Below are 25,104 nucleotides of genomic sequence, written 5' to 3'. Positions count from 1 at the left end.
CACTAATTATGCTAGTAATTATAGTGATTATCCAAAAAAGAACTTTAGTAAGAGCTAGATTACCGTAAAAACAAATTAAGTTTTATCTTAAAGAAACCAGATAAAAAATTATATTTGTTTAATGGAACTAGCTAATCGTTAGTAAACTATCACCTCATTTTTTATAAACAAATCATTTAAATTAACACAATGACTAGTGTCGATTCTATTTCAAAGATTTCTCAAAAAGAATTCATTACTAAATACCAAAAACCAGGTTTACCTGTAGTTGTGAGAAATATAACGAACACGTGGACATCCAAAATTGATTTTACTCCTCAATTTTTCAGAGAAAAATTTGGAAATTGTGTTACAAATTTTGAGGGAAAAGAGTACTCTATGTCAGAAATAATGGATATTACGGAGAAAAGTACAGTAGAAAACCCTGCTCCTTATCCTATGAAGTTTAATCTTTTAACTCAGTTGAGAGATATACTTCCCTTAATGAAACCTTTACATTTTAATATTGCCCAACCAAATTGGATTTACAGCAAACTTTTTCCAAAAAACAAGATGGGCAATTCAATCGACTTATTTATTGGCGGCCCAGGAAATAGGTATACCATACATAAAGATGCTTATGATGTACATGCTTGGCTTATACAGTTATATGGTGAAAAAGAGGTGATTATATTTCCTAGAGAACAGGAAGCATTAATGTATCGAGGGAAAACTGGTATGGAGTCATTTCAGTCTCCAATAGACATATCAAACCCTGATTACGAGAAATACCCGAAGTTTAAAGAGGCTACCCCCCTCAAAGTTACCCTAAAGGCCGGAGACGCCATATACATACCAAATGGAGTTTGGCATACTACCCAGGCTAATAGACATAATATTTCGATAATTGTTGACCAAATTAACAGCTCGAATTTTAAGGACTGGAGAAATGACGTATATCATTATAGAAAAGAATACAGCAAAGTTAAGGCTGTTATAGATTACAGCGCAGCTGTTTTAATTGGAAATACTTGTAAACTTGGGAATTTTTTAGGATTAAAGTTTTAATATATTACTTAAAAATGGGTGTGGATCTGAAATGAATTATCAAAAAACCGTAGAATAATGGCGGTTTAAGTTGAATTTGTCAAAAATTTGAGGGTGATTGATTGAGAAAAAACATTTTGAAAAGGCCGCTTTTTGCCCTAACTCTAAAATTCATGATTACACTTATAAGCAGACAAAGCGTATTTGATAAATACAGTAAAATCACTGAAGAGATATCTGAAATACAACGTCTGTTTTACGATGACAATCCAGAATATTTTGCAAACGAACAGGACAGGACAGAATATCAAACGTCGTTTGACGCAAAAAACATGTTTTTTGGAAAAAGTAAAAAGTTCTACAGTATAGTTTCTTTTGCGCATTACGAAATTAAAACATTTCCAAATACTTTATCTCATAAACTAATTACCCTATTGTCTGAACTGGGAATAAAAGATTTGGTTATGATTGCTCATTTCAAAATGAACTTCGTAGGAAATATGGAGCATACATACCCACCGCTATTTACAGCCTTTAAAAAGTTTGAAAACATTACTCGAGATATAAACTATGATGAGGCCTTTGAATTTGGCTAATGTCATTTACCTGAGCTGATTGAAATCGCCTTTTGGCTTGTGCGTTGTGATGCAAATAGCCCGGAATATATTTTTTTCGTCGACCAAAATGAAAAAATTGCATTCTCTTTATGTAAAGAAGGAAATATTCATGCGATAGAATTTGAAAATGAAATACTATCGGATAAGATTTTGAATAGATGCGGCTGTGAATTTATCCAAGGGAGCTGCAGCAGTAGATTTTCGAACACAAGCAAAATTGACGGTCGAAAAAGCAAAAGACAAAACACAAAGTAAAAGTATCTCATCACCTTCGTATAACCGCCTACTAATTAATTCTCAATTATGTTTAATTTTGATCATTGTTATTAAACGATAGTTTGTTGCTAAGCTATAAAATGCTGTTATCGCCAATACACCCCAAAAAAAGTAACTCATGTTTTATTTGTTGCAAAGATTTACCATTAATAATGGCTTCTATTCTATATAAATCAAGTTACGCAGAAAAAGAAAACACTCCAACCAGACCGAAAAAAAAATACCAAGACTTTCATCTTGGCATTATTCTATTATTCCCTTAAAAAAATTCTTGTTTAAAACGGAAGATCATCTTCCTCTCTAGAAGTGGTGCTCACATCTACAGGCTGCGCCATTGGAGGAGTATTTGGAGCTGCCGCAGCTGTACTAAGTGCATTTACGCGCCAAATAACCATGCTGTTAAAATACGCTGTTTTTCCTGCTTTATCTGTCCAAGGTCTACCACGAAGGTTAAAAAAAACTTCAACTTCGTCTCCAACTTTAAAACTATCTAACAAGCCTGTTTTGTCTTGCAACGCTTCAAACTTTAAATATTCTGGATATTGTGGATTCTCTGCATATTCTACAACCAAATCTCTTTTTTTAAATGTTTCGCTTATTTGCTGGATTTCTCCAACCTCGTGCACTTTTCCTTTTATTTCCATAACACAGATCCTAATAATGTCTTCTAAAGTTCAAATCTCTATAAATTTATTGATAACTTCGCATAAATATTATGCAAGTTTTCCACAATAAAAGCAAGGTAATCATTACCTGCAACAATCGCTTGGCGGCATACTTAAAAGAAGAAGTAATTGCCTTGGGCTATACAATAGACCGCTATTTTGCCACCGGCGTAGAACTAAACATTACGTTAACGGAGTGTATAAAGTTAAACCTAAACTTACGTTGTGCCAGCCAAATTCTATACGCAATTAAAGATTTTAAGGCCATAACTCCAGATGACCTTTACAGCGAAGTAAGCCAAATTGCTTGGGAAGAGTTGATAGATTTTTCTGGTTACTTTTCAGTAACTTCAAATGTAGACAACCCAAACATTACCACGCCTCTTTTTGCCAATCTAAAGGTAAAAGATGCCATTGTAGATCGCATAAAAGAAAAAAAGGGAATGCGGCCAAATTCAGGTTCAGATGCTAATAAAGCCGTTGTTCACTTGTACTGGAAAGATGCCGAGGCCACCATTTTTGTAGACACTTCTGGAGAAACTTTGGCTAAACATGGCTATAGGAAAATACCTGGTAAAGCGCCTATGTTAGAAGCACTGGCTGCAGGCGTAATATATTCCACGTCTTGGAACAAGGATACCTCATTTATAAACCCGATGTGTGGTTCGGGAACTCTTGCAATCGAAGCTGCCCTTATCGCCACAAATAGGGCGCCGGGTTTGTTCCGCATGAATTATGCCTTTATGCACATTATGGGTTACGATGAACAAGAGTTTTTTGCAGAACGAAGAAATTTGAAAGACCAGGTGGTGAAAAAACCTAATCTAAAAATTATCGCGTCAGACATGTCTCAAGATGCTGTTGATGTAAGTATTCGTAATGCTAAAACAGCTGGAGTTGACACCTTGATCGATTTCCAAGTCTGCGATTTTGAAAAAACAGTAGTGCCAGACACAGAAAAAGGGGTTATAGTTTTTAACCCAGAATATGGAGAGCGATTGGGCGCACATTCCCAGTTAGAATTAACTTACGCTCGAATAGGAGATTTTTTAAAGAAAGATTGTAAAGGCTATTTCGGCTACATATTTACCGGAAACCCAGATCTAGCAAAAAGAATAGGTTTAAAAGCTCAAAGAAAAATTGAGTTTTACAATGGAAAACTAGACTGCAGGTTGTTAGAGTACGAGCTTTACGACGGTTCTAAAAGAGACCCTGAAAAACGCGCGCCAAGGCACTTAAACCAAGATAATTAAAAGTTGCATTTATTAGACCTATCAGTTTGTGTACCGTAGAAGGCTGCCATTTTCTACAAATTAAAACCTAATGGCTAAAAATTCCGTAAATGTAGCTAAAGAGCTTAACAACACACAGCTATGGAAACTATTTTGGCCAGCCCGATTGAAAACGTGGCGAGCAACATCAGAAAAATTAGGGAGTATAAAGGTTATACCCAAGATTATTTAGCCGCCAAGCTAAAAATTTCGCAAAATGCGTACAGCAAATTAGAACTTGGCTACAGTAAACTAACAGTAGATAGACTTTTCAAAATATCGGGTATTTTAGGGCTAGAGGCAAAATTGCTAATTTCCCTAGATGAACACGACTTGATTAAACATATTGCAGAAAATAATAGTTTGGCTTAAGGCATAAAAACCGAATCAGCATTTATGCCTTAAGCATTTTTCTGCTACTTTTGAGGAAAAATGATCTATGGACAAGGAAGTTGCAGAAACTATAAAATTTGTAAAACAAACCTTAAAAACTGCCGAAGCCGGACACGATTGGTTTCATGTAGAAAGAGTTTACAAAACGGCTCTTAACATTAATAAAACAGCCGCTGCTGATGCGGCTGTGGTATCTTTTGCGGCATTATTGCACGATATTGCTGATTCTAAATTTCATGGAGGAGATGAGAAACTTGGGCCAGAGGTGGCAAAAGTGTTTCTTACATCCATAGAGGTTTCTCCCAAAATTATCGACCATGTGGTCAAAATTATCCAACACATGTCTTTCAAAAACAGCTTTGATACAACTCCGTTTTCGTCAAAAGAAATGGATGTAGTACAAGATGCCGATAGACTGGATGCCATTGGCGCCATTGGAATAGCCAGGGCCTTTACTTACGGAGGCTTTAAGAATAGACTACTTTATAACCCAGACATACCACCGGAATTAAACCATACAAAAGACAGTTACAAAAATACGACCGCGCCAACCATAAACCACTTTTACGAAAAGCTTTTACTATTAAAAGATGGGATGAAAACCGAAGCTGGCAAAGTTCTTGCAACAGAGCGCCATCAATTTATGCTTAATTTTTTAGACCAATTTTATAAGGAATGGGAGGGGAATTAGGGAAATCATTTTCATATATTCGCCCTATCAGATAGAGCATTTATGGTAGAATTGTTAACCAGCCCAGAAGCTTGGACATCGTTATTGGTTTTAACAGTATTGGAAGTAGTTTTAGGAATAGACAACGTTATTTTTGTAAGCCTGATCCTAAACAGAATTCACAAAGAATCGCAAAAGAAAGGGCGTCTGATCTGGATGATAACCGGTATCGCCTCTCGTTGCCTCATGTTATTTGGCCTCAGTTGGCTACTTTCTCAAAAAGGAAATTACATCATTCCAGAAGCTTGGTTTGGAAAAGGTTTTGATCTGGCAAGCATCGTTATGTTATTGGGCGGTTTGTTCCTCATTTACAAATCGGTTATGGAAATTCACCACAAACTCGAAGGAGAAGATCCATCTGCCGCAGGAGATACAAACAAACCATTAGGCTTTGGACAAGCAATTATTCAAATTATGTTGATAGATGCCGTCTTTTCTTTCGATAGCATAATAACCGCAGGCGGCACGGCTAAACACCTGGAGGTAATGATTGTTGCCGTTATTATCGCCATGTTTATTATGTTTACCTTTAGTCCAAGAATCTCCGCTTTTATACACAAACATCCTACTTTAAAAATGTTGGCGTTGTCTTTTTTGGTGATGATTGGCTTAAGCCTTGTAATAGAAGGCTGGGATGCTGCCGCCGCGCACGACATGCATTTAAAAAACTACATCTATTTTGGCATGGCCTTTTCTGTAGGAGTAGAGGTTTTAAATATGGTTTTTAGAAACAGGCAGAAAAAGGAAAGATTGGTAAAACTTAACGAGCCGAGGCTTAAAAACGAAAAGTAGAAAATCAAAAAAATCAGTTTGCTTAGGATGCCGAATATTTTTATATCTTAGAGAAACCAGATAACTAAATAAAAATGAGTCAGCCGTTCTTAAAACAGGTGTTTTTAAAACTATTGTGGCGTCCTATTTAGGTATTCTGATAGAGCGGCACGACTTCTACCATAGCTATATGTTTCCTTCATAAGTCATCAACCCTAACTAAAACACAAGCCAAGAAATCTCAATTATTTCCATTTATAAAATATAAACGCTATTTTTATACCCAATACCGTTTTGGTTTACGGTTTTTAATTTTTAAAGAATGATCAACACTGTACTAATAGGAACAGGCAGCTATATTCCAGAGCGCATTGTATCTGGTAAAGCATTTTTAAAACACAGTTTTTTCGAAAACGGCGAAAAGATAGCCAAAGAGAATAAAGACATTGTTGAAAAATTTTCTGAAATCACCGAAATAGAAGAACGTAGGTATATAGAAGATGATCAACTGAACAATGAAATTGGATGCATCGCTGCGCAAAAAGCGATAGATAGCGCATCGATTGACAAAGAAAGCCTAGACTACATTATTTTTTGCCACAACTTTGGCGATGTCCACCTCAATAGCAACCGCATTGACATGTTGCCGGCCCTTGCTGCAAAAGTGAAACAACAGCTAGGCATTGAAAATCCAGACTGTGTTGCATTCGACTTGATTTTTGGTTGCCCAGGATGGGTTCAAGGTTCAATCCAAGCAGATTATTTGATCAAAAGTGGCGATGCGAAGCGCGTATTGGTTATCGGAGCTGAAACATTGAGCAGAATGGTAGATCCGCACGATAGAGACAGCATGATCTTTGCAGATGGAGCGGGAGCCGCGATTTTCGAAGGCCAAGAAAATGAAATAAGGAAAGGCATCATCTCACATAAAACTGAAACGCATGCCCTCAATCATGGCCATTTGCTCGTGATGAATAAAAGCGCAAACCCTGCAGACGATAGCGGAAACGCCTATTTAAAAATGAACGGCCGCAAGCTTTATGAATTTGCGGTGGTACAGGTGCCTCAAGTAATTAAGAAAGCATTAGATAAAGCCAATTTAATGGTAGACGACGTTAACATTGTCTTTGTTCATCAGGCTAACGGAAAAATGGACGCAGCCATAATGAAGCGCTTGTTTAAGCTGTATGACAGAAATGAGGTGCCAAAAAATTTGGTTCCAATGACCATTTCTTGGCTTGGAAATAGCTCTGTAGCCACGATACCAACCTTGTTAGATTTAGTATTACACAACAAAGTTGATGGCTATAAAGTAAAACCTGGCGATGTGGCCATCTTTACTTCTGTAGGGGCTGGGATGCACATTAACGCAATTGTTTACAAATTTTAAGCTAGCCCGAAACGCGCGCTAAACCAGCTTTTGCTTCGCTGTCTATGCTGTTTTGATAATCGTGGCTTTTCATGTCGAGCGCCATCTTATACGCTTTTGCGGCTTGCGGCCTATTGTTTTTCGATTGGTAAATGTTCCCCATTTGCAAAGCGGCATTTGCTGCGAAATAGTATGACAAATTAGCTCCGAACTTAACGGCATTTTGATAATTCTCTAGCGCAAGATTATCTTTTTCTAGCTTTTCATAAACCCTTCCCAACCGGTAATAATATTCCGTTCTATCTTTGTCTGTGCCAAAAGCGCTCGATGTTGTTGCATTCAATGTAGATAAGGCCTTATCGAAATAACCTCCATCAAACAACAACCTAGCTTTAATTAACACCGCTGAAGCAGCGGGATAGGCCGCTTCTTTTTGTGCCTGCTTATCTTTTTCCTGATAGGTAAATCCCTTAGAAATGCCTTTTGCCGCTAGGACTTTATAGCCCTCCACATTGTTGTTAAGTAGTTCTATCCAAGCGAGGTGCAAATAGGTATCCTTTATATAATTTACCCCTTTATTTATTTGCAAAAAACGAGTAAACTCCGCTTGGGCGGCAGAAAGATTAAGTTGATTTAAATAAGCAACCCCCTCCAAATAACTGAGGTAGGCGAAAGGTTGATAGAGTGGGCCAGTAGGTCTGTTTTTTAAGATTTGAATAGCCTCATCTGTATGGCCACTACGCACCGAAACATAACTTTGTAGGTAAGCCTTTAACAAACTGCTATCGCTGATGTTTTTGCAAAGCGATATTGTTTTTGAAAAGGCAGCAGGGCTATGTGCCACGTCAGAAAGTACGTACGAATAATAAAAAACAACCTCTGGATAGAAAGAACGATAGTCTGTGCCCGACAAACTCGAAGCCAGTCGGTTTAACTTATTTAATCCTTCCTTTAAGTTGCCCTTAACGCCGAAAGTATTTAACGCACTTTTTAATGTGCCCTCAGGTAAACTTCCCAATACGGCATCTATCAGCCCCAAGCCTTTCTGATTAAGCACAAAGTCTGGAAATTTTTGATTGTTTTCTAAAAGCTGTGCCCTCGCCTTTCTAATTTCTAACGCCGAGGCAAAATACTCGCCATACCGCGCCCTAATAAGCGCCCATTGTAAGTTTATCTCGGCTTGGGCATATAAGTAATAGGGAGAGTTTTTATCATCATTGCCAATCTTAGCCAAACGCGAGGACTTATTGTTTTTAAGTTTCTCAAACTGCGCCTTGCTTTCTGTGGTAAGCAAAGAAAAATAGTCTATATAATTTTCTAAAAGCGGAATAATTGCATTGTTTGGGCGAAGTTTCCTTTCTGTATTTAGGTACGCCCTCGCATTGTTTAGCTTCAGCTGAAAAATGCTGTTGTATGCTTCTAAACAATTTTCGTTAAAGTCGAAGTTTGCCAAACAAAAAATAGGCAACAAACTTATTCCAATCAATAGGAGAACTTTTTTCATAAAACGTAAAGGTCTTGTTCGTGCAGCATCTTAATAATTTGAACCCAATAATAAAAAACCCTAAAAAACTGCTGCTAAAAGAATTGCCTAATAGTTTCTTCTAGCAATCACATATTTAAGTAAGCTACTTGTAATCAATAATATATATAATTTCCCAGCCGCTGACCCACGCTGTGCTAGCCGCACTGGCTGTAAACTTTTTTCTTGATAAAAAAGTTTACAAAAAACCAAGGCTTGCACCCCTTTGGGTAAGAATTTGCCAAGCTGTTTAATATCGACGATTCGATGCCATTCTCTTCTCTCACCATCTCCCGCACGGCTGCGAACCCTCTTCGGAGCTGCAAAGTCTCAGGTTTCTGCAAAGCAGCTTTAGGCTTTTTTTCCTCCAAACTGCTGCTAGGCCAATCCCACCGGTTGGCTATAGCGAATACCGAATACCGAATACAAGCTAGCTTCGCGATTGCCCAAAACCTAATATCTAACGCCTTTCTTCCCATTTTCTTTTTGTAAATTTTTCCAAATTCTTAAACTCGCAATACCATCACGGGCTGCGGTCGTTGCGAGGCTCGAAGCAATTTCAAAAGCAGCATAACCATACTTATATAGAATCCATTAATTATCACAAATAATCTGTAATATAGGTTTTAAGCATTGTGTGTTTTTCTTTCAGCCTTTATACAAACGAATATCAATAATTGAACTCGGGGTTGTAATAATTTACCTCATCTTAATAACGAAAAACCTGCGCGTTAATTTTCGTAACGCAAAAAGGCCTCGCTTTTCAGCAAGGCCGTTTTAATTTCTGCTTTAGTGTTTAGCCTTCTACTACTTCTACTGTTAAAGCCTCATCAACCAAAATACGACCGCAATGCTCGCAAACGATTACTTTTTTGCGTTGACGGATGTCTAATTGTCTTTGTGGTGGAATTTGGTTAAAGCAACCAGAACAAGCATCTCTGTCTATGGTTACCACGGCAAGTCCGTTTATCGAATTTCTGCGCAACCGGTTGTAAGCTATCAACAAGCGCTCTTCAATCCCTTTTTCTGCTTTCTCTGCTTTTTTCTGTAATCCCGATTCTTCTTTTTCGGTTTCAGAGGTAATTAGTTCAAGCTCGCCTTTTTTAATTTCGAGGTCTTTTTTGCGGCTTTCCAACTGTGCTTCTGCTGCTTCATAACCTTCGTTTTTCGATGCGATATCGAAACCAAACTCTTTTATTTTCTTCTCAGCAACCTGAATGTCCAACCCTTGAATTTCGATTTCCTTGGTCAACGCATCGTATTCACGGTTGTTTTTTACTTCCTTTAACTGGGTATCGTAGCGCTTAATTGCAGCCTGCGAATCTTTGATGGCATTTTTGCGCATCACAATCGAGTCATCTAAATCATCTAACTCTCCCTTAATTTTTTGGATACGTGTCTCCAATCCATGTACGTCGTCCTCTAAATCGGCAACTTCCATGGGCAGTTCGCCTCTAACCTGGCGTATTTTATCAATTTTTGTGTGGATGTTCTGTAATTCGTATAAAGCCTTTAGCTTTTGTTCTACGGTTTGTTCCATTAAAACAAGTAATTTATTGGGTTCGTGTTTTGCTCCGTTAAACGGATTGCAAAGTTAGCAAATTTTTTCTTAATAATATCTACCAATAAATGCGGCGTAAAATGTTCTGTTTCAAAGTGCCCAATGTCTGCGATGACTAGTTTTTGATCGGCGTCGAAAAATTCATGGTACTTAAAATCTGCCGTAACAAATGCGTCCGCTCCCGCTGCAATGGCGTCTTTTAATAAAAAACTGCCAGAACCGCCGCAAACCGCAACCTTTCTAATTTTTTTTGGAAGGATTTCGGTGTGCCTCACTACTTTTGCCTGCATCTCATACTTTAGCATTTCTAAAAAATCTCTGCCTTCCATAGGCTCTTCCAACCATCCCAACATCCCTGCACCAACTTCTTGATGCGCGTTTTCTAATTTGTAAATATCGTATGCAACCTCCTCGTAAGGATGATTTTCAAATAGGGCCAATAAAATCTTTCTTTCTTGTTGTGCCGGAAAAATAATTTCTATCCTTAACTCCTCTGTCTGCTCTTGTATGCCACGCTCACCAACAACGGGGTTCGAATGCTCATTCCCCTTAAATGTTCCCATACCAGAAACGTTGAAACTCGCTTCGCTATAATTGCCAATATTTCCAGCCCCTGCATAAAACAACGCTTGCCTTAATTGCTCTGCCTGTTTAACGGGACAAAATGTAACAAGCTTTTTTAAAATGTTGCCTTTCGGCCGAAGAATTTTTGTTCCAGTTAAACCCAAACGTTCGCATATTTTGGCATTTACACCATTGTGCACGCTATCTAAATTGGTGTGGATGGCATAAAGCGCAATGTTGTGTTTAATGGCTTTTAACACAACTCGCTCTACATAGTTTTTTCCATTCAGTTTTTTTAAGCCTTTAAACACAATAGGGTGATGGGTGATAATCAAATCGCAGCCAGTGGCAATTGCTTCGTCTACAACGCTCTCAATACAATCTAAGGCAACCAAAGCGGCGTTAACTTCCATGGCATAATCGCCCACAATAAGCCCAGCATTGTCGTAATCTTCTTGGTAGCTTAGTGGCGCAATAGCCTCTAAATACCCAATTAATTCTGATAACCTCATTTGATAAAATTAGGGAATTTTATCAAATTCTAGCACAGCTGCACAGCGCACAGCCAAATTGCCTCGAAAAAGACTTATAAAATTCATAACCGAAAGTTATTGCGTCGGCTGTTGAAATCCGCCCATGCGCACCATTTGCAAACTTTCAAAAACCATCTTCTGGTTATGCTCAAAAGCTAACGTTTTGTGATTCACAATATCAATAATGGACCCTATAAAACATAAGCCTATGGTAAAGAGGTAAAGGATGCCCATTCCAATTTGGCCGATGATAAATCTTTGAAGGCCTGGGACGATAAACAAGCCGATCAAGCAAAAGATGAGCATGTCTGACGGGTTTTTCCGCTTGCTGCTGTAAACCATTAAAAAATTGCGCAACTGCTGATCGGTTAAGCCTGCTGTAGCTTGTTGAAGGTAAGCGTATTCATCTGGCGTTATACCTGGTAACGACATTAATGGCGATTGAAATATATCCATGGTTAATTTGCTATTTGTGTTAAATCTGTATAATCTTTTTTCTTTTTTAAAAGTTGGGCAATTCGGTATAAAATAATCAGCAAGGCTGGCAATCCAAACCAATGTTGCTGAAAGGATTGGGTGAACGATCCGTGAAATAAGTAGCTGATGGACCTTCCCAAACCGCAGCCCGGGCACCAAGCTTCTAAGCCCAGGTTTGCCAATGGACAAAGCGTAAAAGCGTGCGCATTAGGGTCGCTAAAAGCCAAAGAGACCAAAGCCACCACCCAAAAAGCAAGTTCAATCGGAAAGCTTTTAAACTTTTTCATTTACCTAATTTAGAGCGAAGTTAATGGAATTTGTTACAAGGAAAAGGGAAATCGGAGGTCGGAGATGAGCAATCGGACATTTTACTGAGAAAAGCTGGGTAAGCGTCGTAATTTAATAGCAGTCAGAAACCAGCGGTAAGAAATCAGACATTCGAGGAGAAACACTAAGCCATTCTCTGAGTGCACTCCCTTTCTTTGAGAGGGGTTGGGGTGGTTGAAAGGAGCAAGGATTAAGGAACAAAAAAGAAGTCGGAGATCAGAAGTCGGTGGTCGGACATTTTCAGAGCATTCAGAAGTCAGTTCTCAGCAATCAGCTATTCTTGTTACAATACTAAATTTTCCTATCTAGTACTTGCAGAGCCATCTCGCTAGGATCTGGCTTCCTCCACAAATCGTCACCTTGAGCGCAGCGAAAGGTCTCACAGGCAGGAAGGCGTATTGCCCGACATCTCAAATCTCATCACTCACGTCTCATATCTCAAATCGGCTCTTCGCTATCTGCAATTGGATTTGGTGTAGTAGTGATCAAGCGCTGCGTTGGGTAAGCGAAATCAGAATTATTGCCCAAAACAGTATCCATAATCTTGAAGTTTATTTCTTGCTTTATCAATACATACTTGGCAAGATCTAGCTCGGTAATGTAGTAGATAATTACAATATCCAAAGAAGAAGCGCCAAAGCCATCAAAATAAACAATCCCATCGTTGTTGGTATCTGTATGGTCTAAAAGAAATGCTTTTATTTTCTCTACAATTTTTTCTACCTGTTCTTTTGGCGTTTCATACGTAACTCCAACCGTAAACTTAACCCGCCTAATGTTGCGCAAGCTCATGTTTTCCAGTACGCCGTCAATCATTCCCTTGTTGGGGATGGTAACCATGGTTTTGTCGACCGTTCTAATCCAAGTACTCCTAAAACCAACTTTCTCTATCACGCCTTCTACATTATCAACCTTAACATAATCACCTACTATAAAAGGTTTATCAAGAAAAATGGTAAACGAGCCGAGCAGGTTTTCTAAGCTTTCCTTTGCTGCCAGCGCAATGGCTATACCTCCAATGCCCAATCCCGTAATCAGCGTAAGCACGTTCACTTCGAAAACATAGCCCAATAGGGTAAAGAAGGCCACAAATATAATCAGGGCTTTAAAAAGCTCTTTTAAAAACGGAATAAGTTGGCTTTCTGTCTTGCTTTCTTTGAAGGTTGCTTTGTATAAAAAAACATGAGAGATAAAATCGATGATCCTGAGAATGATCCAAAAAATGGAAATAATGATCAAGAATAAGAAGATTTTATCCAAACCGTCGCCAATGGTAATAGGTATGGCCAGGTTTGTTTTGCCAAGCAATTTATGGTGCTGAAAGAGCACCTGGTTTAAGGGGTAACTAAGCTGGTTTGCGGCAAAATACAGCGTTGTCAAAAGTAAAAAGAGCTGCAACGGTTTTAGCAGTAGCGCAATAAACGCAGCGTCATGAGATTGTGCAGCGAAATTCCTGAACAGTTTAACGAGCAGTTTTCCTAAAAGTTTAGAAATAAGTTTCCTAAATACGAGCCCCACAAACAAGAAAAGCAAAAAGAAACAATAGTTCCTTATTGGGTTGCCCCAAAAAACCTGCTCAAAGAAAGGGGTGTTTAGCATAAGAAAATCAAATTAACAAAAAAACCTCCACGAAACCAATCGTGAAGGCTATGTCTTTTTTAAGAAAATTTATTTTCTTAACGACTTAATGCGGGCAGCTTTACCGGTTAGTGCACGTAAATAGAACAATTTTGCTCTACGCACCTTGCCGTGGCTGTTTACCTCTATTTTATCTATGTTAGGCGAGTTTACTGGAAAAATACGCTCAACACCAATGCCGTTACTCATTTTGCGCACGGTAAAAGTTTCGTTTGCGCCAACACTATTGCGTTGCAACACCACACCTTGGTAAACCTGAATACGTTCTTTGTTACCTTCGCGAATTTTATAGTGTACGCTCACTGTATCTCCAGATTTGAAAAAAGGAAAATCTTTTTTTGCAATCTCCTGCTCTTCAACAAATTTTACTAAATCCATGATTTTTAAGCTATTAAACCAAACTTCTTTACCCCGAAATTCGGATTGCAATATTAGGGATTTTTTTTGGTATTTAAAAAAGGAATTTAATTTTTTCCACATTTAATTTTTATTCCACAATCGGCCGGTTTAAAGCACGCTATTCCAAATCCTATTATTTGGCATTTGGGCGTTCCCCTCGGCAGCGCTTTTGGCCTAGGCTCGGGGCGGGCTTTCTGCTCCAAGTCCTCGCTCGTTCCTCGCTGTGGGCTTTATGCGGCAATCCCTAACGCTTAAGAGCAAAAGAAAAAACACTTGGATGTAGAGATTTGGGCAATCGGCAATCAGAAGTCAGCAATCAGACACTTGTTTTTTAAAAGTAAATCGCAACGCTGAGTGCCGCAAATGGGCCTAATAACTAAGGTTTCCCTTCCGCAGATTGTCACGTTGAGCCTCCCGCACGGTCGGGACAAGTAGTCGAAACGCGTAATTGGGAAGATGGAGTTCGGAAATCGGAGGTCGGAAATCAGTCACTCGTGTTTCAGAAGAAAATCATCACCCAAACCCCGAATTCACCCTGGACTCGTTTCAGGGCCTTTCCTTCTATATCTGCTTCTACTAGATTCTAGCTTCGGGTACAAGTAATAGAAAACGTTGCAGAATCATTTGATTGTCCTTCGACATGCTCAGGATGACAACCCCTTTTTTGCCAACCCCTTTTTCATTGTTGACCGTTGAGCCTCCCGAACGGTCGGGACAAGTAGTCGAAATGCGTAATTGAGAAGATTGAGATTTGGGGGCGGAGGTCGGAAATATATCGCTTAAAAAAATCAAGAACGACAATCCAGCTGCTCCTAGTGGCTGAGGTTGCTTTCCCGAAGTGTCGAGACAGGCTTGCCTCGCAATCACGGAATATTTTTTGCTAATTAAGTCTATTGTATCCTTATAATAAGCTGTCTTTTAAAGCACTAAGAAAAGGCATTACTTTATCTAGCGCAAAAGTAAGTTGTTCTGCCTCTGTAAGGTTTGTATTGTCTAAGATAATGGCATCTTCTGCCCTCGTCAACGGGCTTTCCTTTCTCGTGGTATCTGCATAATCTCTATGGGCTAAGTTTTCGAACACTTCTTCTAACGTAACCAGATTCCCCCTCTTATTTTCGAGCTCTCTAAATCGGCGCTCAGCCCTTATATTTGGGTCGGCGGTCATAAAAAACTTAACCGGTGCATCAGGGAAAACGGCTGTGCCTATGTCTCTTCCGTCCATTACAATGTTTTTAAATGTACCCATCCTTTGCTGTTGTTTAACCATCTCGTGGCGGACAAGTTTTAGCGCAGAAACGTCGCTTACTTTTTCAGAAACTGGCATTAATCGAATCTCATCCGATACTTCTTTACCGTTTAAGGTAATGTGAGATTGATAGTCTCTGGCATGGAAATTTAATTCGATTTGCTGCAAAGCCTCTGCAATTTGTTTGTCATGTGCGGTATCTACTTTATTATTTATAAAAAATAGTGTTACTGCCCTATACATAGCACCACTATCTATGTAAATGAAGTTAAGATGTTTTGCCAACGCTTTTGCCACCGTACTCTTTCCACAAGAAGAGTAGCCATCTATTGCAATAACCAAATTTTTTTTCATGCAGCGCAAAGATAAAAAACCAAAACTAAGTTTCCGGAAAATTGCGTCAGTATTCTTTATGGCTTTGGATGTGTCGCTCAAACCTTAATCTTTTTGAGGAAAGGGGCAGTAAAAAAGCAATCAGTTGCCAGAAGTCAGTATTCAGACACTTGTTTTTTAAAAGTAAATTGCAACGTCGCATAGCGAAGGCGTCTAAAAATAAGAGTTCTCTACCTCAATTTGTCACGTTGAGCCAGTCGAAACGCGTAATTGGGAGGTTGGATATCAGTAGTCAGAAATCAGCAATCAGACATTTAATGAGAAAAGGAACAAAGAACAAGGAGTAAAGACTGCGTGCAGTGCTAGTTTTACCTGCTCGCCTTCTTCGGGAAGAGGCCTCACAACTAAACCCAACCAGTTACCTAGATTTCTCTCTCACAGATTGTCACGTTGAGCTTGTCGAAACGCGTAATTGGGAAATCGGCTTCTACTAGATATCTAGTCGGGCACAAGTAATATAAACGTTGCAGAATCTTTTGATTGTCCTTCGACAGGCTCAGGATGACAATCCATTTATTTTTGCAAACCCCTTTTTTTCTAACCCCTTTTTATGGTTGATCGTAGCGCTTTCCGAACGGTCGGGACAAGTAGTCGAAGACCTCCCAATAATCAAAAACCTACAAAATGATTATCCTTCGACGGGCTCAGGATGACAATCATTTTGTTAGTTTTTTCTTAAGTTAATGTCATTGGGGGTTGGGGGTGGTTTTAAAAGGGAGTTCAGTAATCAGCAATCAGACATTTATTGTTCAAAAGTAAATCATCACGTCAAGTGCAACGAGAAGTTTCACAACTATCTCCGTTCATATCGAGTGAGATTTCTCCTAACGTCGAAATGACGAGTGTTGGCAGAGGCCAGGATCAGTTATTTGTAGCCCTATGCTAGGCTCGTAAATCATCTCCCCTCCTTACCTACAAGGAGGGGCCAGGGGTGGTTTTAAAAGGGAGTTCAGTTATCAGAAGTCAGCTTTGTTTTTCAAAAGTACCCCTTTCCCTTCTACGTAGAACCGAACAAGCAAGAAACAAATGGCGCTAAAAACTGTAAGCGAAATGGCGATTAATGCAGAATCTTTTGCAACAAACAACAGCACCGCATTTGCAAAAAGTTGCAAAACTACATAAAGCAACGAAATAACTAGATGTGACCATTTTTTTTGGTTGGCCAGATATTGATAAAAATGGCTTCTGTGCGCCTCAAAAATATTTTCTTTTCTAAGTACTCTAAAACCTATTGTAAACACGGCATCAAGGCCATACACCAATAACAATAAAATGTAGGAGAAATTACCCGTGGCTAAAATAAGTTGCCCTATAAAAAAAACAAGGATAAAGGCAATACTTACGCTACCAACATCGCCGGCAAAACACTTTGCACGTTTTCGGAAGTTGAAAAAATTAAATACCAAAAGAGAAAGACCTACGATAATAAGTAACTCAGAAGAGGTAAAGGCAACAATTTCTTCATTAATGTAGAATAAGCTGGCAATTGCCGCAAAACTATAGCCACCGGTAATTCCATTAATGCCATCCATAAAGTTATACGCATTGATGGTACCGATAACGAAAATTGCTGCTACAGGTATCCAATACCAAGCGAGACCGAATAAGCCCCATTGAAAAAAAAGTAATCCAACAGCTATTAAATGAACGCCCAATCTAATTTTGTTGTTTAAAGTCACCACGTCATCAATAAAGCTAATGACAGAGATAAGCAACAATCCAACAATAAAGTATGGGTATTGAAACCCAAACACCAAGAAAAACAGCAGTGCTGCCAAGCTGAAGATTACCCCGCCGCCACGAATGGTGACGTTTGAATGAGAACTCCTATGGTTTGGCTTGTCTATAATGTTATAGTGATTCGCAATTTTGAAATAGATCCTCTCTAAACAAAATAACACGGCAATTGATAAGAGAATGTATAGTTTCGACATGACCCGGTTTGATAATTTGCGAAAATAAAAAAACTTATCTTAACGCCGACCTATTTAACTAAATTTCTATAATTCTTGGCAAATGAACGGGCGGTAATTTCTAAGCCTTGTCTACTCGTTAACGGAAATGCTATGCCCAATAGCGATTTTATCTTTTCATTACTTACCACGTAATTTTCCGTCAGCTTATTTAAGCGTTCTGTGTTAATGGGCAACCTCAATACATCTCCCAATTTTGCTACACTTTCTATTAGGGGTGCTGGGATAGCCATGAGCCTAGGTTTTTTACCAAGCGAATCGGCCAATATGCCCACAACATCATTGGTAGATAAAGCGTCATCATCAGCAACCTGGAAAACATCTGACGCCATGGTACTCGTCATTAATTTTTCGATTACAGAACACAAATTTTCTATACTAAGAAACGACCGGCGGTTTTCGAAAGCCGCTAATGGATACGGCAAACCTTTTTTAACAAAGCCATACAATAAATTTAAGTTCCCTTTATTGCCAGGTCCATGAATCATACATGGACGCAAAATATAATAGGATTTCCCTTCCGGCAACTCTTGTTTTTGAATATATTCTTCGGCCATTAATTTAGACTTTCCATAGTCTGTTTGGGGGTTTGGCAAGGTTTTTTCCGTTAGCACGCCATCTACAGCATCTGCCGCAGCTTTAACAGAGCTCATAAAAATAAACTTTTTAGCATCAGACTTAATGAAGGCGTCAAATAAGTTTTTTGTAAGCTCGAAGTTTACGGTATAATATTCAGCAGGATTTGATGATCTCTTTAGGTCATGTGCCTTTCCTGCCAAATGTATCACGCAATCTGCACCTTTAAGTGCATCTGCAGCCAAGGGTGTTCTAATACTCAAAGGCATCATATTAATTTCTGGCTTATCCTTAAAAAATGAAGTTAAACTCGACCCTACAAATCCACTTGCGCCTGTTAAAATTATTTTCATTCCTGCTCCTTAATTTTGATTTTTTTAATTGACCTTCAACATATTATCTAATTGCACAAATTATTCAATTTTTGCTATTGTGAACTAAAATAATCGCTAGTATATAAGTAATCGTCTAATTTCGCATGTTCCAGGCCATAATCTGCAAAGACAATTAACTTCGAATTCTCTTGAGTTGCTTGTATGGAACTCCCATATCCTGCAGGAATGTGAAGCACCTGCACGGAGGTTGCAGATAATTTAAACGTCTGTAGCGTAGTCGATGGATCTGGCTTAATCCAATCGTTTATTTTTACCAGTTTTATTTCAAACTCTCCTTGATCTACATAAAACCAACGCTGTTCTATTTTATGCGCGCGCCAAGCCCTAACTACAGAAATGTCTCTGTTTTGAATCGTGTAAAACCGCTTTACTTGGCTCATGTCAAAATCGTTCAGGAAAGTGATTGTTCCTCTTTCATCCGTATGATTTCCTCCGCTAATTAAATTTGGGTTTTCTGTCATGTTTAGTCTCTATTTAATATTTCTGTATAATATTCAAATGTTTTATAAAGATGAATGAGAAAACCCAATGGCTCCGATAACTACTTTAATTTAATCTTGAATTTATTAAACGTAGACTTCATCATTGAATCTGTAGTATTCAAATTTAATTGTGATAAATTTGTCTTATAGAAAAAGAACTTATCTTTATTCTTGCTATAATTTGTATTCTGTACATTAATTTGGCCTCCGAGATTAGATGTGGTCTTATCATTTTTAAAGCCGTGAAAAGCTATTCCATAGGTAGAATAAGTATCAGTATGACCTAAAATATTTATTGAAATAGTTTTTTCTTGAGTAGCTTTGAATTGCTCGAATACTAAAAGTATTCCAGCCCACTTATTATTAAACGTGGTTAAATTTTTAATAGTAACATTATCGACGTCATCAATAATATTATTAGGCTCGATGTCAATCCCACTCTGGGGGCTATTGCCATTGGTATTTGAGATATAACTATTAAGGATATTTACGTTTTTAGCTGATGTTATAGAAATTCCGTTCCTTCTAACATTGTCAATAACTGCATTATTTATGTCTATATTAGTCGACGGCTTTTTCCCTGTCTGGCCCAAATATATTCCATCTCCCCAAGTGTTTTTTATATAAGGTGAATAAATTTTTACCTGGTCAGACCCTTTAATTCCTATCCCAAAACCCCATTGACCAGTTTTCCCCATGTGCTTATCCCGATCACCCTCTAAATTGGCATAAAAAACCTTAATGTTACTCACGCCATAAACCTGCAACATATTGTAACTGTTCTTAGCCGTTGGTATTAAAACTAATTTAGAATTGGGCTGAAACAAAAGAACTTGATTACTGTGCAGCGCCAAACCCTTATCGCTTATTTTTAGCGAATTGTTAGGGAGCAAGACAATGTCGTGCTTATTTAAGGCATCTTGAAGATAAGTTGTACAATCTAACAAACTATCTGTTTGAAAATTTGCAGGTAGATTTTTAGATGCAGCGTATGCTTGTTTCACATAACCATTATAGTCATCATTAAATTGCGCTTTGTTTAGATATTGATCAACAGTAGCTGTGCCTAGTTTTTTTAAAGAAAAGGTTTGCGCGTTCACGAATAAACTCGCTAGAAATAGACTTAGAAAAAATGAAATGCTTTTCATCTGAATTGATTTAAGGTAATTTTATTTATTTTTCCCCTATCTCTATCAAAAAACCAGCCCCATTTTTTAAAATAAGCTTTTGCAGAATTCACAAAAATCTTAAATAACTTCTTATTTTTGTTTGCACCAGATTCATAACCATGGTAAATGGAAACTTTTGGAAAATAAACGGTCTTAAATCTCTCATTCATTCTTCGAGAAATATCCCAATCTTCAAAATACATAAAGAAACGGTCATCATATAAACCAATCTCTCTTAATGCGTTTGCACTAAACAAGGTAAAGCATCCAGACAATATTGGCGCTACGTATACTTGTTCATTTGGCACATTTCTCAATTCATACCTCTCAATAAATGGCTGATAAAGAAACATAGGCTGTTTTATCTTTCTAAGAACTATGCTTAGAGGTGATGGAAGTAACTTAGGAAGATGCTGAACTGTACCGTCTAAATTTAAAATCTGTGGCATCATCATACCAATATCTGAGTCGGCACTCATGTATTCCACCATCTCTGTTATAACGTCTTGTTTAAAGTAGACATCAGGATTAATGACAAAATGATGAGGAATATTATCAATTAGGGTTCTCTTTAGAGCAATATTGTGGGATGCGCCGAAACCTGGATTAGAAGGATTGTGTATGTATTCGACGGTTATTTTGTCTTTAAAAAAAGACAATAACTTATCAGTCGGAGAATTATCTATTATATATAATTTATATGGAGATTTTACTACTTCCAGTGATCTGAATATATTTTGAATATCTTCTTCCGAGGTGTTATATAAGACGATTGATAAATTAATCATATTTACTAGATATCCATGTATTTTTTTCGAAATTAAATCTTTTTACAACACGTGCAGGCGACCCGACTACTATACAGTAGGGAGGAACATTTTTATTAACTACTGACATTGTTCCTACAATAGATCCCTCTCCAATAGTTACCCCAGGTAAAATTGACACGAATTCCCCTATCCAAACATTTTTTTCTATAATAACTGGAGCAGAATGTAAAGGCCTCTCTTTTGGAATAGATAGTGGGGAGTCTGCATTTTCCCCAGAATATTTACCATGATTATGGTCTGTGATAAAAACTTTACTAGCAATTAATACATTATCATGAATCTCTATTTTTTCTATACCAGCTATATGGACGTTATCGTTTATCTGTACATTCTTACCTATTGTAATTAATTCTTGTTTGCTATTATTAATGTCAAAAGCGTCTAACTTGCAGTTGTAGCCTGTAGTAAAACCTTCGCCAACAACAATGTTTTTTCTTCCTCTTATGTAGAAAGGAAATCTAATCATTCTAGCCTTGTTAAATACCAATTTTGTTCGTATTTTAAAGTAAAACAATTGTATTATTCCAAATAAACCGTAAGTTTTCAACATACCTATTTTATTATATTTTTAAACATTACATAAGCAGGAAGATAGGCTATTTTTGAAAATATTTCCGAAGACTTTCTTTTAAAATCTTTTGTCCCATATATATTGTCAACAGCACGATTCATAGCATCACAATATTTATATGTTATTTTAGCTAAAAAACTTATGGAGATTTCAGGATAAAATTTGTTCAATTGACTGATTAAATTTTTATTTAGATTTCCTCTAACGTTCAAGTGAACTCTAGCTCTTTGGACCGCATTTGAACCTGCTCTTCTTACTAACGTTAAATTTTCATCAATATAACCTAGTTTGTTCTTGACGCTCATTAATATCCAAAAATAACCATCCTGTCCATACCTCATATTTTCTGAAAATCTTATAAAACTATTTTTCAAGAGATAGGATTTTCTAACCATAACGCACGGTGTGCCAATATGGAGTTTTGTCAAGGATTTTGGATATACAATTCCTTTGAAATCTTCATTATGAATTTCTTGATAAACTCTATCTGATTTGTTTTGAACTTCATCAAAAACAGAATATTTTGTGTGAGACCAATTCAAATTGTCATCTTCCATCAATCTAACTTGCTTTTCCAACTTTTCTTTCAACCATAAATCATCAGAATCTAAAAAAGCCAGATAGTCTCCCCTTGCTTCCTTTATTCCGTAATTCCTAGCATGTGCAGGTCCCTTATTTTCTGTTTTAAAATATTTGATTCGAGGTTGGTATTCCTCAATAAAATCTTTAATATTCTCTGGCGAGCCATCGTCTACCACAATAATTTCATAATCTGAAAATGTTTGCGCTAAAACGCTATCGACAGCCTCTTTTAACCATGTTACATTTGAATAAAAGGGAATAATTACACTAACTTTCATAAAGTTTCTAAAAATTGATTTAATTGCTCTGCATGGCCAACCTTTTTATCATCCAAGTAATTCTTAATAGTTTTTAAGCCACTATTACCAAGCCTTTGCGCCAAATTGGATTGGTTTATCAACTTTTCAATTTGATTGACAATACTTTGAGCACTTTTAGGTATAATTTCTAAACTGTTAACGTCATCTTTCATGAGATATGAAATAGTGCCCACAAATGTCGTTAAGATTGGCATGTGCATAATCATTGCTTCATATAAAACACGCGGAAAACCTTCGTGATAGGTGGGCAATACGAAAATATCGCTCCCCTTATAGATGTTAATTAATTTTTCTTTATCAGAAACCATCCCAAAAAACGAAACATTGCTTTCTAAGCCTTTTTGCTTAACCATAGAAACCAACTTGTCATAGTCGGGACCATTGCCAACTAAGTTCAAATGTAAATTGTATGACCTTCCAATTAAAGTTTCAAACGCTTCTAACAATTCGAAAATACCCTTGTCAAAAACTAAGCGTCCTACATAAAGTAGATAGACATTTTTTGTAAAATCTATTTTTTTGTTTACGACGATATCAGATTCTTTAAAACCAATCATTGGTCGGATAGTATGCGTTTGCTGATTTAGTTTAGATATTTTTTCTGTAAAACTAGGCGAAATAGTAAAAATGGCTTCTGCCTTTCTAAGTATCGTCTTAGATAGGCTCGACTCTATCCCCTGTTCCCCTCTAATGTAGACCCCGTAGGGTTTACGGTATACAATACAAAGCATTGCAATAATCTGACAAATGGGGCCTGGATAGAAAATATAAACAAAATCGTTCTTAACTATGGCTTTTTGTATTACAAAAAATGACCTTATAAAAGACAGGGCACGATTTCCATTCCTTTTAACTTCATATATTTTAATCGAAGTATCAGTTAGTGCAAAATTGGCAAAGGTGTCTTTGCTCGTTTTTGGCTGGCTAATTTGGAAGGCACTAACCACATGGCCAAGTTTTTGTAAATTTACAAAGAAGGCGCCAGTCTCTTTATTTAAGTATAACTTGCTATTTTCCTCGTAAAAAATGGTGTTGTTTATGGTAAGAATTTTTTTCATTTAACGACTTTCAAAAACGGCTTTAACAAATAAAATAACAAGTAATAAATAATTGCGGCCCAGGCGATATACCTTAAAGAGTCGAAGAGGCTTGACCTAGCCATGTAAATAGAAAAACTACAGACAAAGATATAGCAAATTGTAGTAAACAATCCACTACCATTATTCAATGCTAAAGAAGAAATTAGTCTACCTAAAAGAAACATCAATAGTAAAACACCTAAAAATCCAAATTGCATATAAAGATCTGCGATTAAATTTGTTCCCAAACCCCAGGTTGCACCCACATCGTTTGTCAAAATGGTTCCTGAAGACAGCTGCTGTGGCGTTGCATTGAACAACTTAGTCGTGATGTAGGAAGGCAAAAGTGGAATTGGTGCAAATATATACGGCAGAGAACTTGTGCCGTAATTTAGGCCGTTTTTATTAGCGTAGTCATAACCCGCGTATAAATTTCGATTATTTACGATTAAATCCATTGCAAAATCGTAATAATGTGAATACTCTACCTGATTTAACTGCTTACTACCGCCATCTTTTCCCCTTAAAGAAGAGACGACGGTTAGACCAATGAAACCTGCGAGAAATATAAAGACTACTTTAGTTTTCCGTATTTTTTTATAAAAAAGATTGTAAGAGAGCAATAGCACTAAGCTTGTTTGAACTGCAGAGCCCCTATCGCCAACGTAGATAAAAACAAGAGAATAAATTATTACAATTGCGAGGTTTTTTAAAGGCTTCTTCAGATAGAAATTTAAAATAATCAATAAATTAACTAGGCATTGGGCAATTACCAAAATAGATGGCTCTACATTAACGAAAGCGTCAGAACTGCGTTGGAAAATACCCTCCCTGGCCATATAGAACGTGATAAAACTCAAAACCCACGTCAACACTAAAATAATCTTGTAAGAATATTTAAGTATTACCTTTTTTCCACTCTTCATTTGGAAGATACTGCCGCTAAAGCGCACCTTCGTCTTACCAAAAAAATAACTCACTCCAACAGAAAAACTACAGTAACCTACTAAAGCGAGTAATGTAGCTTTGGTTATGACCGCCTCATTGAAGTAAAAACGTCCAAAAACAGGGAAGTAATATTTATCGATTGGATATATAAAAATGGGGTAAAAAAAATTAACTAAAAAAAAACTAACCGTAAAAAATAATGTGAAACTTAAAAATCCCTCTTTTCTACTGGTTGATTTTACGGTAATGGATGCACTGTACAGAAACAATGCGAATGCGACACAGCATATCGTGAAATCATATTTATTAGGCGCCAAAAAATATAATATGACTGCCAGTATTAGGGTCAGTATCTGCATTTTTATCTTATTTTATGAACTCCATTTTTTGCTCGTCTTGCA

General features: G+C 37.4%; 25 protein-coding genes. 7 read left to right on the top strand and 18 right to left on the bottom strand.

Features of this window, described 5'->3' with window-relative positions; genetic code table 11:
* The first annotated feature begins 189 nt into the window (after positions 1-189).
* Both ABIB40_RS05600 and ABIB40_RS05595 read left to right on the top strand, forming a co-directional pair.
* A complete protein-coding gene (locus ABIB40_RS05600; protein ID WP_354356850.1) occupies positions 190-1,047 on the top strand; it encodes a cupin-like domain-containing protein in 858 nt (285 codons plus the stop codon).
* A gap of 152 nt (positions 1,048-1,199) precedes the next feature.
* Positions 1,200-1,622, top strand: coding sequence for a hypothetical protein (locus tag ABIB40_RS05595; protein ID WP_354356848.1), 423 nt, complete (start codon positions 1,200-1,202; stop codon positions 1,620-1,622).
* A 572-nt stretch (positions 1,623-2,194) separates the two neighbouring features.
* On the opposite strand, the gene ABIB40_RS05590 is transcribed toward ABIB40_RS05595, so the two are convergent.
* The gene (locus ABIB40_RS05590; RefSeq protein ID WP_354356846.1) at positions 2,195-2,563 is read right to left on the bottom strand and encodes a DUF3127 domain-containing protein; all 369 of its coding nucleotides are present in this window, start codon (positions 2,561-2,563) and stop codon (positions 2,195-2,197) included.
* A 71-nt stretch (positions 2,564-2,634) separates the two neighbouring features.
* Here ABIB40_RS05590 and ABIB40_RS05585 point away from each other — a divergent pair, with 71 nt between their 5' ends.
* The 5 genes from ABIB40_RS05585 (at position 2,635) to ABIB40_RS05565 (ending at position 7,139) form a co-directional block, all read left to right on the top strand.
* A complete protein-coding gene (locus ABIB40_RS05585; protein WP_354356844.1) occupies positions 2,635-3,837 on the top strand; it encodes a THUMP domain-containing class I SAM-dependent RNA methyltransferase in 1,203 nt (400 codons plus the stop codon).
* Between the two features lie 120 nt (positions 3,838-3,957).
* Positions 3,958-4,227, top strand: coding sequence for a helix-turn-helix domain-containing protein (locus tag ABIB40_RS05580; RefSeq protein ID WP_354356842.1), 270 nt, complete (start codon positions 3,958-3,960; stop codon positions 4,225-4,227).
* A 67-nt stretch (positions 4,228-4,294) separates the two neighbouring features.
* Positions 4,295-4,939 carry an HD domain-containing protein gene (locus ABIB40_RS05575; RefSeq protein ID WP_354356840.1) on the top strand — a complete coding sequence of 215 codons (645 nt, stop codon included), beginning with the start codon at positions 4,295-4,297 and terminating at the stop codon, positions 4,937-4,939.
* A gap of 42 nt (positions 4,940-4,981) precedes the next feature.
* On the top strand, positions 4,982-5,770 hold the full coding sequence (locus ABIB40_RS05570) for a TerC family protein (RefSeq protein WP_354356838.1): 789 nt from the start codon (positions 4,982-4,984) through the stop codon (positions 5,768-5,770).
* Between the two features lie 301 nt (positions 5,771-6,071).
* Entirely contained in the window at positions 6,072-7,139 is a 1,068-nt protein-coding gene (locus tag ABIB40_RS05565) for a 3-oxoacyl-ACP synthase III family protein (RefSeq protein WP_354356836.1), read from the top strand.
* Between the two features lies 1 nt (position 7,140).
* Here ABIB40_RS05565 and ABIB40_RS05560 read toward each other — a convergent pair whose 3' ends face one another.
* The 17 genes from ABIB40_RS05560 to wzy form a co-directional block, all read right to left on the bottom strand.
* Positions 7,141-8,622 (bottom strand): tetratricopeptide repeat protein, encoded by a 1,482-nt coding sequence (locus ABIB40_RS05560; protein ID WP_354356834.1) that lies wholly within the window; start codon positions 8,620-8,622, stop codon positions 7,141-7,143.
* An 814-nt stretch (positions 8,623-9,436) separates the two neighbouring features.
* Positions 9,437-10,180 (bottom strand): zinc ribbon domain-containing protein, encoded by a 744-nt coding sequence (locus ABIB40_RS05555; protein ID WP_354356832.1) that lies wholly within the window; start codon positions 10,178-10,180, stop codon positions 9,437-9,439.
* Positions 10,180-11,277 (bottom strand): Nif3-like dinuclear metal center hexameric protein, encoded by a 1,098-nt coding sequence (locus ABIB40_RS05550; RefSeq protein WP_354356830.1) that lies wholly within the window; start codon positions 11,275-11,277, stop codon positions 10,180-10,182. The genes ABIB40_RS05555 and ABIB40_RS05550 overlap by 1 nt, the downstream gene beginning before the upstream one ends.
* Before the next feature lie 96 nt (positions 11,278-11,373).
* Complete coding sequence (locus tag ABIB40_RS05545; protein WP_354356828.1) at positions 11,374-11,754, bottom strand: TM2 domain-containing protein; 381 nt, start codon at positions 11,752-11,754, stop codon at positions 11,374-11,376.
* A 2-nt stretch (positions 11,755-11,756) separates the two neighbouring features.
* Positions 11,757-12,062, bottom strand: coding sequence for a DUF2752 domain-containing protein (locus ABIB40_RS05540; RefSeq protein ID WP_354356826.1), 306 nt, complete (start codon positions 12,060-12,062; stop codon positions 11,757-11,759).
* Between the two features lie 478 nt (positions 12,063-12,540).
* Positions 12,541-13,701, bottom strand: coding sequence for a mechanosensitive ion channel family protein (locus ABIB40_RS05535; protein WP_354356824.1), 1,161 nt, complete (start codon positions 13,699-13,701; stop codon positions 12,541-12,543).
* A gap of 69 nt (positions 13,702-13,770) precedes the next feature.
* On the bottom strand, positions 13,771-14,118 hold the full coding sequence (gene rplS, locus ABIB40_RS05530; RefSeq protein WP_354356822.1) for a 50S ribosomal protein L19: 348 nt from the start codon (positions 14,116-14,118) through the stop codon (positions 13,771-13,773).
* A 922-nt stretch (positions 14,119-15,040) separates the two neighbouring features.
* Entirely contained in the window at positions 15,041-15,739 is a 699-nt protein-coding gene (cmk, locus tag ABIB40_RS05525; RefSeq protein WP_354356820.1) for a (d)CMP kinase, read from the bottom strand.
* Between the two features lie 995 nt (positions 15,740-16,734).
* Positions 16,735-17,712, bottom strand: a complete 978-nt coding sequence (locus ABIB40_RS05520; RefSeq protein ID WP_354356818.1) for an MraY family glycosyltransferase — start codon at positions 17,710-17,712, stop codon at positions 16,735-16,737.
* 50 nt (positions 17,713-17,762) lie between these two features.
* Positions 17,763-18,680 (bottom strand): NAD-dependent epimerase/dehydratase family protein, encoded by a 918-nt coding sequence (locus tag ABIB40_RS05515; RefSeq protein ID WP_354356816.1) that lies wholly within the window; start codon positions 18,678-18,680, stop codon positions 17,763-17,765.
* 74 nt (positions 18,681-18,754) lie between these two features.
* Positions 18,755-19,183 (bottom strand): WxcM-like domain-containing protein, encoded by a 429-nt coding sequence (locus tag ABIB40_RS05510; protein ID WP_354356814.1) that lies wholly within the window; start codon positions 19,181-19,183, stop codon positions 18,755-18,757.
* 80 nt (positions 19,184-19,263) lie between these two features.
* The gene (locus ABIB40_RS05505) at positions 19,264-20,352 is read right to left on the bottom strand and encodes a right-handed parallel beta-helix repeat-containing protein (RefSeq protein WP_354356812.1); all 1,089 of its coding nucleotides are present in this window, start codon (positions 20,350-20,352) and stop codon (positions 19,264-19,266) included.
* On the bottom strand, positions 20,349-21,161 hold the full coding sequence (locus tag ABIB40_RS05500) for a glycosyltransferase (RefSeq protein ID WP_354356810.1): 813 nt from the start codon (positions 21,159-21,161) through the stop codon (positions 20,349-20,351). The genes ABIB40_RS05505 and ABIB40_RS05500 overlap by 4 nt, the downstream gene beginning before the upstream one ends.
* A complete protein-coding gene (locus ABIB40_RS05495; RefSeq protein WP_354356808.1) occupies positions 21,154-21,753 on the bottom strand; it encodes an LbetaH domain-containing protein in 600 nt (199 codons plus the stop codon). Before ABIB40_RS05495 ends, ABIB40_RS05500 begins: the two co-directional genes overlap by 8 nt.
* A 2-nt stretch (positions 21,754-21,755) precedes the next feature.
* A complete protein-coding gene (locus ABIB40_RS05490; RefSeq protein WP_354356806.1) occupies positions 21,756-22,634 on the bottom strand; it encodes a glycosyltransferase family 2 protein in 879 nt (292 codons plus the stop codon).
* A complete protein-coding gene (locus tag ABIB40_RS05485; RefSeq protein WP_354356804.1) occupies positions 22,631-23,734 on the bottom strand; it encodes a glycosyltransferase in 1,104 nt (367 codons plus the stop codon). The genes ABIB40_RS05490 and ABIB40_RS05485 overlap by 4 nt, the downstream gene beginning before the upstream one ends.
* A complete protein-coding gene (gene wzy / locus ABIB40_RS05480) occupies positions 23,731-25,062 on the bottom strand; it encodes an O-antigen polysaccharide polymerase Wzy (RefSeq protein WP_354356802.1) in 1,332 nt (443 codons plus the stop codon). Before wzy ends, ABIB40_RS05485 begins: the two co-directional genes overlap by 4 nt.
* Between the last annotated feature and the right edge of the window lie 42 nt (positions 25,063-25,104).

The sequence above is a fragment of the Pedobacter sp. UYP30 genome (assembly GCF_040547165.1).
Classification (GTDB): Bacteria; Bacteroidota; Bacteroidia; order Sphingobacteriales; family Sphingobacteriaceae; genus Pedobacter.
The sequence above is the reverse complement of the archived record's forward strand: the minus strand, read 5'-3'. Positions and strand labels throughout refer to the sequence as shown.

Bases quoted from the DNA above. Each gene is read 5' to 3' on its own strand.
- ABIB40_RS05600 (WP_354356850.1), top strand. From the start codon at position 190: ATGACTAGTGTCGATTCTATTTCAAAGATTTCTCAAAAAGAATTCATT.
- ABIB40_RS05595 (WP_354356848.1), top strand. From the start codon at position 1,200: ATGATTACACTTATAAGCAGACAAAGCGTATTTGATAAATACAGTAAA.
- ABIB40_RS05590 (WP_354356846.1), bottom strand. From the start codon at position 2,563: ATGGAAATAAAAGGAAAAGTGCACGAGGTTGGAGAAATCCAGCAAATA.
- ABIB40_RS05585 (WP_354356844.1), top strand. From the start codon at position 2,635: ATGCAAGTTTTCCACAATAAAAGCAAGGTAATCATTACCTGCAACAAT.
- ABIB40_RS05580 (WP_354356842.1), top strand. From the start codon at position 3,958: ATGGAAACTATTTTGGCCAGCCCGATTGAAAACGTGGCGAGCAACATC.
- ABIB40_RS05575 (WP_354356840.1), top strand. From the start codon at position 4,295: ATGGACAAGGAAGTTGCAGAAACTATAAAATTTGTAAAACAAACCTTA.
- ABIB40_RS05570 (WP_354356838.1), top strand. From the start codon at position 4,982: ATGGTAGAATTGTTAACCAGCCCAGAAGCTTGGACATCGTTATTGGTT.
- ABIB40_RS05565 (WP_354356836.1), top strand. From the start codon at position 6,072: ATGATCAACACTGTACTAATAGGAACAGGCAGCTATATTCCAGAGCGC.
- ABIB40_RS05560 (WP_354356834.1), bottom strand. From the start codon at position 8,622: ATGAAAAAAGTTCTCCTATTGATTGGAATAAGTTTGTTGCCTATTTTT.
- ABIB40_RS05555 (WP_354356832.1), bottom strand. From the start codon at position 10,180: ATGGAACAAACCGTAGAACAAAAGCTAAAGGCTTTATACGAATTACAG.
- ABIB40_RS05550 (WP_354356830.1), bottom strand. From the start codon at position 11,277: ATGAGGTTATCAGAATTAATTGGGTATTTAGAGGCTATTGCGCCACTA.
- ABIB40_RS05545 (WP_354356828.1), bottom strand. From the start codon at position 11,754: ATGGATATATTTCAATCGCCATTAATGTCGTTACCAGGTATAACGCCA.
- ABIB40_RS05540 (WP_354356826.1), bottom strand. From the start codon at position 12,062: ATGAAAAAGTTTAAAAGCTTTCCGATTGAACTTGCTTTTTGGGTGGTG.
- ABIB40_RS05535 (WP_354356824.1), bottom strand. From the start codon at position 13,701: ATGCTAAACACCCCTTTCTTTGAGCAGGTTTTTTGGGGCAACCCAATA.
- rplS (WP_354356822.1), bottom strand. From the start codon at position 14,118: ATGGATTTAGTAAAATTTGTTGAAGAGCAGGAGATTGCAAAAAAAGAT.
- cmk (WP_354356820.1), bottom strand. From the start codon at position 15,739: ATGAAAAAAAATTTGGTTATTGCAATAGATGGCTACTCTTCTTGTGGA.
- ABIB40_RS05520 (WP_354356818.1), bottom strand. From the start codon at position 17,712: ATGTCGAAACTATACATTCTCTTATCAATTGCCGTGTTATTTTGTTTA.
- ABIB40_RS05515 (WP_354356816.1), bottom strand. From the start codon at position 18,680: ATGAAAATAATTTTAACAGGCGCAAGTGGATTTGTAGGGTCGAGTTTA.
- ABIB40_RS05510 (WP_354356814.1), bottom strand. From the start codon at position 19,183: ATGACAGAAAACCCAAATTTAATTAGCGGAGGAAATCATACGGATGAA.
- ABIB40_RS05505 (WP_354356812.1), bottom strand. From the start codon at position 20,352: ATGAAAAGCATTTCATTTTTTCTAAGTCTATTTCTAGCGAGTTTATTC.
- ABIB40_RS05500 (WP_354356810.1), bottom strand. From the start codon at position 21,161: ATGATTAATTTATCAATCGTCTTATATAACACCTCGGAAGAAGATATT.
- ABIB40_RS05495 (WP_354356808.1), bottom strand. From the start codon at position 21,753: ATGTTGAAAACTTACGGTTTATTTGGAATAATACAATTGTTTTACTTT.
- ABIB40_RS05490 (WP_354356806.1), bottom strand. From the start codon at position 22,634: ATGAAAGTTAGTGTAATTATTCCCTTTTATTCAAATGTAACATGGTTA.
- ABIB40_RS05485 (WP_354356804.1), bottom strand. From the start codon at position 23,734: ATGAAAAAAATTCTTACCATAAACAACACCATTTTTTACGAGGAAAAT.
- wzy (WP_354356802.1), bottom strand. From the start codon at position 25,062: ATGCAGATACTGACCCTAATACTGGCAGTCATATTATATTTTTTGGCG.